Source organism: Maritimibacter sp. DP1N21-5 (assembly GCF_019218295.1).
GTDB lineage: Bacteria > Pseudomonadota > Alphaproteobacteria > Rhodobacterales > Rhodobacteraceae > Maritimibacter.
Genome location: NZ_JAHUZF010000006.1, coordinates 688,719 through 700,431 on the forward strand (window position 1 = coordinate 688,719; position 11,713 = coordinate 700,431).

General features: G+C 64.9%; 10 protein-coding genes. 6 read left to right on the forward strand and 4 right to left on the reverse strand.

From position 1 onward, the window contains the following. Positions 1 to 18: 18 nt before the first annotated feature. Positions 19 to 1,053 (reverse strand): sodium:calcium antiporter, encoded by a 1,035-nt coding sequence (locus KJP29_RS11000; protein WP_218463604.1) that lies wholly within the window; start codon positions 1,051 to 1,053, stop codon positions 19 to 21. After that, positions 1,050 to 3,536, reverse strand: coding sequence for a vitamin K epoxide reductase family protein (locus KJP29_RS11005; RefSeq protein WP_255553573.1), 2,487 nt, complete (start codon positions 3,534 to 3,536; stop codon positions 1,050 to 1,052). Before KJP29_RS11005 ends, KJP29_RS11000 begins: the two co-directional genes overlap by 4 nt. A 332-nt stretch (positions 3,537 to 3,868) precedes the next feature. Here KJP29_RS11005 and KJP29_RS11010 point away from each other — a divergent pair, with 332 nt between their 5' ends. Beyond that, positions 3,869 to 5,218 (forward strand): APC family permease, encoded by a 1,350-nt coding sequence (locus tag KJP29_RS11010; RefSeq protein ID WP_218463605.1) that lies wholly within the window; start codon positions 3,869 to 3,871, stop codon positions 5,216 to 5,218. A 79-nt stretch (positions 5,219 to 5,297) separates the two neighbouring features. Here the strand turns inward: KJP29_RS11010 and KJP29_RS11015 are convergent, their stop codons facing one another. Next, on the reverse strand, positions 5,298 to 5,492 hold the full coding sequence (locus KJP29_RS11015; protein WP_218463606.1) for a hypothetical protein: 195 nt from the start codon (positions 5,490 to 5,492) through the stop codon (positions 5,298 to 5,300). 162 nt (positions 5,493 to 5,654) lie between these two features. Between KJP29_RS11015 and KJP29_RS11020 the strand changes: the two genes are divergently transcribed. Beyond that, on the forward strand, positions 5,655 to 6,236 hold the full coding sequence (locus KJP29_RS11020) for a DUF421 domain-containing protein (RefSeq protein WP_218463607.1): 582 nt from the start codon (positions 5,655 to 5,657) through the stop codon (positions 6,234 to 6,236). 183 nt (positions 6,237 to 6,419) lie between these two features. Further along, entirely contained in the window at positions 6,420 to 7,406 is a 987-nt protein-coding gene (dusA, locus tag KJP29_RS11025) for a tRNA dihydrouridine(20/20a) synthase DusA (protein WP_370630865.1), read from the forward strand. Here dusA and KJP29_RS11030 read toward each other — a convergent pair. Continuing rightward, positions 7,403 to 8,953: a class I adenylate-forming enzyme family protein gene (locus KJP29_RS11030; RefSeq protein ID WP_218463609.1), complete on the reverse strand. Its 1,551-nt coding sequence runs from the start codon at positions 8,951 to 8,953 to the stop codon at positions 7,403 to 7,405. The genes dusA and KJP29_RS11030 overlap by 4 nt on opposite strands. Positions 8,954 to 9,017: 64 nt before the next feature. On the opposite strand from KJP29_RS11030, the gene KJP29_RS11035 reads away from it, so the two are divergent. The 3 genes from KJP29_RS11035 to KJP29_RS11045 all read left to right on the forward strand — a co-directional run bounded on the left by KJP29_RS11035 (position 9,018) and on the right by KJP29_RS11045 (position 11,709). Next, positions 9,018 to 9,668: a helix-turn-helix domain-containing protein gene (locus KJP29_RS11035; protein ID WP_255553576.1), complete on the forward strand. Its 651-nt coding sequence runs from the start codon at positions 9,018 to 9,020 to the stop codon at positions 9,666 to 9,668. Positions 9,669 to 9,778: 110 nt separating this feature from the next. Continuing rightward, a complete protein-coding gene (locus KJP29_RS11040) occupies positions 9,779 to 11,053 on the forward strand; it encodes an MFS transporter (protein ID WP_218463610.1) in 1,275 nt (424 codons plus the stop codon). Positions 11,054 to 11,136: 83 nt separating this feature from the next. Next, positions 11,137 to 11,709: a DUF924 family protein gene (locus tag KJP29_RS11045; protein ID WP_218463611.1), complete on the forward strand. Its 573-nt coding sequence runs from the start codon at positions 11,137 to 11,139 to the stop codon at positions 11,707 to 11,709. The last annotated feature ends 4 nt before the right edge of the window (positions 11,710 to 11,713 follow it).

The window sequence follows — 11,713 nt, forward strand, 5'->3', positions numbered from 1 at the left end:
GTGGATGCCGCTCCCGCGTCATCTGAGCGTGAAGAGCAGGGCGATGCCGCCAAGATAGACCACCGCCACGGCAATAGAATCGTAGCCCACGCCTGCCACCGCCGGGTCGCGCCGCTCCAATAGTCCGACCACGTAGATCGCCGTCACGAGGATGCCCAGCACCGCCGCGAGGATCGAGAAATTGCCCATCTCGTTCAGCACGGCGGGTCCGGCATAGGCAAGGTCGACCACGAGGATCAGCGCGATGTCGAAGAGGTTGGTGCCAAGGATGTCCGACACGGCCATCACGTAACGCTTGAGCCGGATCGCCGCCACCACGGTGGACACTTCGGGGAGCGAGGTGGCCACCGCAACGAAGACCGCGCCGAAGAAGCTTTGGCCCAGCCCGGTGCTTTCGGCCAGCGTTTCGGCGGTCGAGGAGAGCACCCAGCCCGCCACGAAGATCGCGGCAGCCACGGCTACCGTGCGCAGGATGAGGCCGCGCGTGGTGAATCGCGGTGTTTCCACGTCGGGCAGCTCTTCCGAAGGCGGCTCGCCGACCACTTCCCAGTTGAGGCGGCTCTCGGCCTTTGACAACAACCGGAGCGCCACGAGGAAGACTGCGAAGATCGCCCAGCTCCACAGGCCCGCACCCAGCACCGCCCGATCGCCCACGGCGATCGCTGCGACCACCAGCGCCATCAACACGACGCCCATCGTGCCCTGGAGCAGCACCACCGGGTCCGGGACCGCGCGGGTGAGCGCACCACGTCGAAAGACCGCGTCGGCCAGCGGCAGGATCGCCACCTGCATGGTGAAGCCACCCAGCAGGTTGTTGACGGCCAGAGGCCCGTTGCCTGCCAGCGCCGCGCTGCCCGCCACGGCGATCTCGGGCAGGGAGGTGACACCGCCAAGCAGCAGCACGCCGATGGTGGCCTGGCCAATTCCGGTCTTGCGGGCGATGGCATCGGCAAGCCGCGACAGCCGGGTGCCAGAAATCCACACGACCACGGCGGCGCCCAGGAAAAGGGCCGCGTTGGCCGCAATCGGCAGGTCTTCGATCCATCCGCTCATACAACCACGCGTGACCATCCGCCGTAGCGGTGATGCACCGGGCCGCGCGGCAGGCTGACGATCATGAGCGCCAGCCCGGCGGCGATGTCGGCACCGCTCTGCACCCATGTCGCATCCATGACCAGCGCGCAGATGATCAGCGCCGCGCCGAGGCAGATATTGAGAAAACGGGCGGCGCGGATGCTTTCGGCCATGGCGCTTACGGCAATCGTGACGGCCAGCGCACCGATCAGGTGGTCCGTGTTGGCGAGCGCGCCCTCGGTACCCAGTGTGAGCCGCGTGAACATCAGCCAGATTCCGATCGCGACGCTGGCTGCCAGACCCCAGGTCACGCCAATGCCGCCACCCAGCATGTCGCGCACCACAACCGAGGCAGGCCGTTCGAAGCTCTCGTCGCGGCTCTCGTCGGAGCCGTCATCGGTGTCGCCGGTCAGGAAGACCCGAAGGATAGGAGCGCCCGCCCGCTTTCTCCGCCGCAGGAACTGGCAGGTGGCGATCAACTCGTCCACCGCATAGGGAATCTGGATCAGCATGGCGGCGGCGGTGATCAGGCAAAGCGTGCACCACGTGCCCAAGAGGATCGGCTGGATGATGATGAAGGTGATAGAGACGACACCCAGGGGCACGATCATGATGCCGAAGATGATCACGAGCCAGGGCATCGTGCGCCAGCGCCTCGCCGAGCCGATGAAGCCGATGAGAATCTCGAGCAGATAGGTCAGGGCGCCGAGGCCTGCATCGGGCACGGGCCAGGCCTCGGAAATATCGGAGGTGATGATCTCCTCCGTGCCGTTTTTCGGATCGCCAGGCAGGCCCGCGAAGAACGGCTCCCAGACGCCCTCCACGTGACCCATCTGGTAGGCTGCGAGGTAGCGCGAGACAAAAAGCCCGACGAAGGCAAGCGCGATGACAAGCATCCTCTGGGTCCAGTCGGAGGGAGAGTAATCCCAGCCCGGCGGGATCGTGGGGCCAGTGGTCGCCGCCATCGTGCCCACGCCCGGCGCGGGGCGGGTGCACACCGCGAGGCCAAAGATCGCCGCCCCCGCCAATGTGCCATTGAGGTAGGCAGCCGCGCTTTCGGTCCAGAAGATCAACGGCGCCGCCATGATCCAGACGGCGACCGCCGCCACGCCCCAGCGCACAAGCGCTGCGCGCCACGACAGGGCGATGAAGCTGCCGATCATCACCAGAAGCCCCGCGATCATGTCGCTGATCAACATGCCGGTGAGATCCGTGTAGCCGAGGATCACAGGCGCCGTGATCATCCAGGCCCCCAGCCCGATATTGAGGAACTGCGCCCAGATGGTGCGGGAATGGGCGGTGCGAAACTGTTCTTCGTGCCGTGCGCGCAGCGCTTCCGGGTCGTCGCGGTCCTGTGCCGCCTGAAGCCAGTGCGGCTTGGTCAGACCGTTGGCATCGTACCAGCCTGCGGGATCTGCTTTCAGCGCGGCGATCATGGCGGGCAGCTCTTCCCGGATCGAATGGCGCGGCCGCCAGCCCAGCAGGTCTTCGGCGCGCGAGATGTCGAGCTCGTAGTGGTCGTCGGCCATCCGGACCATGAAGGGCTTGATGAAAGGCTCCTTGCCCTGATCGAAATCATCCGGAACGACCGGCTCTGCCTTGACCTGCGCCCAGGCCCCGGCCGCGGCGATGGGCTTGGGAACCGAGAGGGTCTGCCAGTCCTCGGTGCCGTGGATGAGCTGGGCGATGCGCCGTTGCAGCGCGTCGTAGCCCATGGCCTCTCGTTCGCCGATGAGGATCGTCACCGTCTCGGGAAGATCGTCGCGGCGGTCCACGGTGCGGGAGAAAGCCTCGAGCATATCGTCCCGGTGCAGAAACGACTGCCCGGTGGACAGATCGCCCGAATAGGCGTGTGCCTTCGGGTCGCGTTCATAGATCCGCCGGATCTGCTCGGCCAGCGTGGGCACTGCGGTCTGCTCGTCGTAAAGACCGGCAAGATGCAGCAGCGCATAGGGAATTTCGCCGTGCTCCTCGCGGATCACCTCCTCGGTGCGGGCTTTCGAGGCGGGGTAGGCCCAGCCTGGCTCCACCGGCGTGTCTTCGGTGATCGGGATGCCCGGAGACGACGGTCGATGCACCAGCATGGTGCCTGAATAGATGAACCTGTCGACCCGGAACTTGCGCAGCCCGCGCAGCAGGTTCCGTGTGCCGTCCTCGTTGACCTTTTCGTAGAGCGGGCTTTCCTCGCCTGAGAAATCGAAATAGGCGGCAAGGTGGATGACGGCGGCGATGTGGTCGCCATGTGCGTCGCGTAGTTTGTTCAGGGCGTGATCGACCGAGGTGGCATCGGTGATGTCGAATGCTTGGATGTGGTCGGATGCTTCGAGGTCGAGCCCGGCGATGCGATAGCGATCCGAAAGTCGGCGGATCAGGGCGGAGCCCAGATTGCCTGCGGCGCCGGTCACCACGACAAGCGGCTTCTCGCTGTCCCTGTCCCTGTCCATGCCCGGTGCCTCAGTCATGCCGCCCGTCCTCGCGGTCCGTCGAACGACATCCGACTCGCTGCGCGCCAGCACGACCGGAGGGCCCGACGATGTCGCCGCCCTGTTCGGCATTCCTGACTTTGCCGGTGTCCCGGCGCATCCTGTCCCCTTTTCCGCATCGTCTCCGGTTGCCATTTCAACAGGTGAGGGGCGTCAATGTTCCGCCCTCCGCCGATATCGACGTCACCCATGGGAACCAGTAGGAACTATCGTGGGTTTGCCCTGAGGAGGTCCCCAGCCATGACCAGCGGACAAGCTCTCGCCTTCGGCGCCATCCCGATCCCGGAACACCGGGCGTGAGCGGCGAGGCGATGAGCAAGGTCGACGGGGACGCGCCCGGCGACGACGGTGGCAAGCTGAAACGGGCGATCGGTCCCGGCCTTCTTCTTCTATTCATTGTCGGTGACGTCCTGGGGACCGGTATCTACGCCCTGACGGGCAAGGTGGCCGAGGAAGTCGGAGGCATCGTCTGGCTGCCGTTCCTCGTGGCCTTTTTCGTCGCGACCCTGACAGCCTGTAGCTATCTGGAACTGGTCACCAAATACCCCAAGGCGGCAGGCGCGGCGCTATATACGGAAAAAGCCTTCGGCATCCATTTCGTCACCTTTCTGGTCGCCTTCGCCGTGATGTCCTCTGGCCTGACGTCGTCCTCTACTGCGGCGCGGGCCTTTGCCGAGAACTTCTCGACCGGTTTCGGCGTGGAACTTGGCGGATGGGCGGTGACGCTGATCGGCCTTGGCTTCGTGGCCGTGATCGCCCTGATCAATATGCGCGGCGTTGGCGAGAGCGTGATGGTCAATGCGGTGTTCACCTGTATCGAGCTGACGGGCCTGATCATCATCATCGTGATCGGCATGCTGGTTTTCGGCTCCGGCGAGGCCGACATCGGCAAGGCCTTCGAATTTGGAAACAGGGAGGACGGCATCTTCTGGCCGGTGATCGCGGGAACCACGCTGGCCTTTTTCGCCATGGTGGGTTTCGAGGATTCTGTGAACATGGCCGAGGAAACCAAGGAGCCCAGTCGTATCTTCCCCCGGATCCTCTTTGCCGGCCTGGGGATCGCCGCGCTCCTGTACCTCGTCGTTTCCATCGTCGCTATCTCGATCGTGCCGGTCGAGGAACTGGCAGAGGGCGACACGCCCCTCCTGAAGGTGGTCGAGACCGGGGCGCCCGGCTTTCCGCCCTGGGTCTTCGGGCTCATCACCATGATCGCGGTGGGCAATTCCGCTTTGATCAACCTGCTGATGGCAAGCCGTCTGGTCTATGGGATGAGCGAGGAGGGGGTCCTGCCCTCGGTCTTGGGCAAGGTCAACCGGTCACGCAAGACACCCGTGACGGCAATCCTCTTCACCACGCTCCTCGCGGCCGGGCTGATCACCTTCGTGGGTGCCGTGCCGGAACTGGGCGGCACGACGGCGCTCCTGCTTCTCGCCGTATTCGCCGTGGTCAATGTGGCGGTTCTGGTCCTGAAACGCGACAAGGTCGATCACGACCATTTCCGCACGCCGGTCTGGGTCGCCCTTGCGGGCGCCCTGACCTGTGCCTTTCTTGTGGGGCCCTGGACGGGGCGCGATCCTGTTCAATACGCGATCGCCGCCGTGCTTATCGGGATCGGCGTGGTCTTGTGGGCCTTGACCAGGCTTTGGATGCGCAAGTCCTGATGGCCACGGAGGCCTCCGCGCATAGGGAGGCGCGCCGAGGCTGCGGCAACGCGCGTCACTCGGAAGTCTGCTCTAGGGATCAGTAGGTGCCGGGCGGGTCGCTGGCCGGGAAGGATTCGTCGACCATTTCATCGAGCATGTCCCACCGTCGCGGCGGGTTTCGCATCTGGGACGGCCCTGCATCGCGCACATGAAGCGGCGGCGAGGAACGGCTGTGTGTCCAGGCCCGATAGACGAGCAGTCCAACCGCGGCACCGATGAGAAATCTGACCATGTCGTTTCCTTTCCGAGACAAAGGTGGATTGGCGGCTCGTCCGGTTGCGAGCGGTGTCGGTAAGAGAACGGTCTGTCGATCGGGATGTTCCAAACGAGGGGGCCGGCAGCGGAAACATGTTCACCGCCGGGAACACGCTTTCGCGACCGGCGTTCTGGCAGCATGGAACCTGCTCAGATCTGGATATCGGAACCCGACCGTCTGCTTCACGTGGTCGCGTCGTGCGTCGTCTTCTACATTTTCATCATCGGACTGACGCGCCTGTCGGGCAAACGCACCACCGGCAACATGAACAATTTCGACTGGATTATTACCGTCGGAATCGGTTCCATCATGGCGTCGGGCATCCTGCTGCGAAACGTCTCGATGCTGGACGCCATGGTCGCCGTGTCTGCCCTTGCGGGGCTTCAGTGGCTCACGACATGGGGCACGCTGCGCTCGCATCGGTTTGCGCGCTGGGTGAAGCCGCGTCCCCGCATGCTGCTCAGAAACGGGCACCTGCTTGGGGACGCGCTCCGCTACGAGCGGATCACCGATGACGAAGTGAAATCCGCCCTGCGCAAGGCGGGCCTCGCGCACTGCGACGATGCGGCCTGGGTCGTCATCGAGACCTCCGGGGAACTCTCCGTGATCCGCGCGACCGGCACCTCCGGCACTCCAGAGCCCGACCTGCTGCGCCCGGTGGCGGGCTCGGTGCAGGACCTTCGGGCGGAAACCGACGACCGGGGCGGAACAAGAGGATAGCGGCAGGCGCGGCCCATTGATGAGGCGCGAGGCGGCATTGCCGCAGGCGACGTCCACGTTCGGGCGTGACGCGCCCGGCAGATGTTGTTACTCGGTGGCAAGCGAACTTGGGAAATCCAGATAAACCGAAGGGAACACCATAGGTCCCGGCAACAGACCATAGCCGGGGTCTTGTTTGATAGTATGACATCGACCGCAGCACAGGCTTCGCGCCTTTCCGTGGCACCCATGATGGACTGGACGGACCGGCATTGCCGGTTCTTCCACCGCCTCATGAGCCGCGAGACATTGCTCTACACCGAGATGGTGACCGCACCGGCGCTGGTGCGGGGCGGGGCCGTGCATCTGCTCGACTACAATCCCGAAGAACATCCGGTCGCGCTGCAGTTGGGCGGGTCGGAGCCGGCGGAACTGGCGGAAGCGATGAAGAGGGCGGTGGACCGGGGCTATGACGAGGTCAACCTGAATTGCGGCTGCCCCTCGGACCGGGTGCAATCGGGGACCTTCGGCGCGGTTCTCATGAAGGACCCCGGGCTGGTCGCGGACTGTGTCGGCGCGATGATCCGGGCGGCCGGCGATGTCGAAGTGACGGTGAAATGCCGGATCGGCGTGGATGATCAGGACCCGGATACGGTCTTGCCCGAATTTCTCAAGCAGGTCTCCGACGCCGGGGTGCGCCGGTTCACGATCCATGCGCGCAAGGCCTGGTTGCAGGGCCTGTCGCCCAAGGAGAACAGGGATATTCCGCCGCTCGACTATGATCTCGTCCACAGGATGAAGGCGCGGTTTCCGGACCTGCATCTGTCGATCAATGGCGGGATCACGACACTCAACGAGGCGGAGGCGCATCTCGCACAAGGATTGGACGGTGTGATGATCGGCCGGGCCGCCTACCATACGCCAGCGGATGTCCTGCTCGATGCGGATGCCCGCATCTTCGGCAAGGGGAACGCCTACAAGGACCCCCGCGACGTGGCGCGCGCGATGATCCCCTATGTCGAACGTCACCTCGCCGAGGGCGGCAAGCTCGCCCAGATCACGCGCCACATGCTGGGGCTCTTCGCCGGTCGCCCCGGGGCGCGCCATTTCAAGCGCGTGCTGTCAGAGAATGCGCACAAGCCCACGGCCACGGCGCGTCTGATCGAAGAGGCGATGGCCGAACTCGTCTAGTCACGCCTGGGTATCGCCGGGAACTCCCCCGCCGCCGCGCGATCGCGAAGCGCCCGGCGCAGAACCTTGTTGTTTGCGCCCCGGGGCACGGCCTCGACCGCGACGAAGATGCGCGGCGTCTTGTAGCGTGCGAGGTGTGTTTCGGCATGTGCAGCAAGCGCCGCATCGTTGACCGAGACACCCACCTCCGGCTGGTAGAAACAGGCGATGACGCTGGCGCTCTCCGACACCGCCACCTCGACCACCGCGGCCTCGTGGACCGCCGGGTGGCGCATCATCGCGCTTTCGACTTCGAGCGGCGAGACCCGGAAACCGCCCGCGTTCATCATGTCGTCGTCCCGACCCAGGTAGGTGATGGCCCCGTCCGCCTCCATGCGGGCGGAGTCGCCGGTCAGGAACCATTCGCCTGCGTATCGTGCACGGGTTTCTTCTTCGGCCCCCACGTAGCCCAGCATCAGGCCGGGGTCGCTTTCATGGACGGCGAGAATGCCGGGTGCGCCGCGGGGCACGGGTCCGTCCTCGCCGATCACAGCGATCCTGCGGCCCGGCTGGGGATAGCCCAGGGTGCCGGGCGGGGCGGGTTTGCGGGGGCTTCCGGAAATGAAGGTCGAGCATTCCGACATGCCGAAAGCCTCGTGCAGCGTGGTGCCGGTGGCCTCTTCCCAGGCCGTGCGGATCGGCGCGGCAAGTTTTTCGCCTGCGCTCAGCCCGTGGCGGAGGGACGCGGACCCTGTGACGCCGACCCGCAACATCTGGCGGTAGACGCCCGGTGCCGCGGCAAAGATCGTGACGCGCTCGCGGACGAGCAAACCGGGCAAGGCCGAAGACGGCGTTCCGGGCGTGGGGATGAGCGCGGTCGCTCCGATCGACCATGGGTCCATCAACCCCGTGCCCAGCGTGTAGGTCCAGTTGAAGGCCCCGGCATGCATGAGCCGGTCGTTCGCAGTCAGATCATACCAGCCCTCCCACATCATCCGCCGCGCCCAGATCGCGCGATGGGCGTGGAGCACGGCGCGGGGTTTGCCGGAGGTCCCCGAGGTGAAAATCGCGTAGGCGGGGCGGTGGGTATCCCCCATCGATGCAGCCGGACCCAAACCATGCGCAAGGGCCCGTATGTCTTCGAGCGTCTTGATCGGGGCGGTTGCAGGGGAGGGGACCGCAATGCCCGGCGAGGCGATGATCAGACGCGGCTCGATTTGGAGCGCCATTTTGGTGATCTCGCCGTCGGTGAGCTGAGACGAGGTCGGCACCGGCACCAGACCGGCCCAGATGGCGCCGAGGAACGCAAGGGGAAACTCCACGTCGTTGCCGAGACGGAGGAGCACCCTGTCGCCGGGCTCGAGCCCAAGGGTCAGGAGCCCACCGGCGATCCTACGGACCGTTTCGGTCAGTCGCGCATATGACCAGTCCTCGCGGCCCTCGGGGCTGACCAGCGACAAGGCCGGCTTGTCCGGCGTCTCGGCCCCACCCGAAAGGACATAGGCGGCAAGGTTGAACGCCGCCGGGGGCGGCGTCAGGGTGTGGTCGGGGGCGAAGATGGCATCCATGCCGGAGAAATGCCCGCCGCGCGAAGGAGTTGCAATGGCGGCCTGCCAAGCGATAGAAACGCGCATGAGCCAGAACCAGCCCAGCCCGGACAAGGACGGTCAGCCGAGCCTTATCAAGCTTGCCCGCGAACGCGAGGGGGGCGCGGAGGTCGCCGACCCGATGCCTCTCGACCTGGGCGAGCGGGTGCGCGACCTGCGCAAGTCGCGCGGATGGACCTTGGAACAGGCGGCGTCTCAGGCGGGCCTCGCGCGCTCCACGCTCTCCAAGATCGAGAACGGCCAGATGTCCCCGACCTACGAGGCGCTGAAAAAGCTCGCCGTCGGGCTCGAGATTTCGGTGCCGCAGCTCTTCACGCCGCCTCGCGACGCGCGGGTGTCGGGCCGGATGACGGTGACGAAATCGGGCGAGGGACAGGAGCATCCGACCGCGACATACGAGCACGAATTGCTCGCCGGGGCCCTGACCAAGAAGGCGATGTTGCCTTACCGTGCCCGCGTGCGCGCACGCCGTTTCGACGAATTCGACGGCTGGGTCCGGCACGACGGGGAAGAGTTCCTCTATGTGCTGACCGGCGCGATCCGGTTGATCACCGAGTTCTACGAACCGATCGACATGCGCCGGGGCGACAGCGCCTATTACGACGCCTCGATGGGGCATAATGTGATTTCCACCTCGGAAGAGGATGCGCTGATCCTGTGGGTCACGTCGCTCTGATCCGCGCCGGCATCATGTTCTGACGCAAATTTCTGCCGAAAGGTCGGACAAGGCTCGCACCCTGCGGCGCGGCCTGTTAGGCGAGAAGGCAGGCGACAGGAGCACGACGAATGATACAGGTATTGGGAAGTTCCTGGGCGCTGCTTCTGGGCATCATGCTCCTGATGGTCGGCAACGGCATCCAGGGCACGCTGCTTGGTATTCGCGGCGCACTCGAGGGGTTCTCGACCTTCGAGATGTCGATCGTGATGTCGTCCTACTTCGCGGGCTTCCTGTTCGGCTCCCGCATGGCGCCGGAGCTGATCCGCAAAGTCGGTCATATCCGGGTCTTCGCCGCATTGGGCAGCTTCATCTCTGCCGTGCTGATCCTTTATCCGACGCTCACTGACCCGGTGGCTTGGTCGCTCCTCAGGCTCTTCATCGGCTTTTGCTTCTCCGGCGTCTACGTGACCGCCGAAAGCTGGCTCAACAACGCTGCCGACAACCAGAACCGGGGCAAGGCGCTGTCGCTTTATCTCATCGTGCAGATGATCGGGATCATCGTCGCGCAGGGCCTCGTGGTCGTGGGTGATCCGTCGGGTTTCATCCTTTTCGTCATTCCCTCGGTGCTCGTGTCGATTGCCTTCGCGCCGATCCTTCTGTCGGTCTCGCCGACGCCGCCTTTCGACACCGCGCGGCGGCTGACCCTGCGCAAGCTCTTCGAGATCTCGCCTCTGGGGGTGATCGGCATTCTCTTCGTGGGGGCCGCCTATGCCGTGATGTTCGGGATGGCCGGGGTCTATGGCACCGAGGCGGGCCTGTCCAAAGAGAACCTTTCCTATTTCGTGGCGAGCTTCTATCTGGGCGGTCTTCTGCTTCAGTATCCCATCGGGTGGCTCTCGGACCGCATCGGCCGCCGCGTCCTGATCATCGCGGCCGCGACGATCGGGGTCGTGGCGTCGCTGACGGCCTACCTGATCCCCGGTTACGGGACGCTGCTTTTGTCGGCCTTCTTCATCGGCGGGATGATGGGGCCGCTCTACGGGCTGCTCCTCGCGCATACGAACGACTATCTCGAACCCGAGGAGATGGCCGCCGCAAGTGCCGGGATGATGTTCATCAACGGCGTCGGTGCCATTGTCGGCCCTCTGGCCGCGGGGTGGATCATGGGGCCGCTCGGGGCGGGGGGGTTCTTCCTGGTGCTGGGTGTGCTTCTGAGTGTCGTGATCGCCTATGCCGTCTGGCGGTCGACCCAGCGCGCCGCCATTCCGGTCGATGAAACCGCCGGTTATGTCAGCGTCATGCCGCAGGCCTCGCCGGTGGCGGTGGAACTGGCACAGGAAATCTATGTCGAGGCACGTGAGGACGCGCAGGAAAGCGTGGAGGAGACGGATGCGAAAGTGTGAACGCAACATTCCAAAATATCCTTGCCCTTCCTTGAAACTATTGCAAATCTCGCACCAGGACAGTGCCGGCTGGGGAGGGACCTATGGCCACACCTGAGGAGATCCTTTCGTTCTGGCTCGACGAGGTCGGACCGGAAGGATGGTATGCCGCCGGAGAGACGCTGGATCGCTCGATCATCGAGCGCTTTGGCGGGGCCTGGGCGCAGGCGACGCAGGGCGCATTCTCCTTGTGGCTCACCTATCCGTCGGGCACACTGGCCTACATCATCCTGTTGGACCAGTTTCCGCGAAACATGTTCCGTGACGAGGCGAAGGCCTTTTCCACGGACAAGGTCGCGCTCGCTGCCGCCAAATGTGCCATCGACAAGGGCTGGGACATGAAGATCGCCGAGCCGGCCCGTCAGTTCTTCTATCTGCCGCTCATGCACTCGGAAAACCTCGCCGATCAGGATCGCTGCGTGCGTCTCATGCTCACGCGGATGCCGGAGACGGGGCAACCCAATCTCCTTCACGCCAAGGTCCACCGCGAGGTCATTCGCCGGTTCGGACGGTTCCCCTATCGCAACCAGGCGCTTTCGCGCACGACGACAGCGTCCGAGGCGGCCTTCGTGGATCAGGGCGGCTATGGCGCGGTTCTGCGCGAGTTGAGCGCCTGACGCG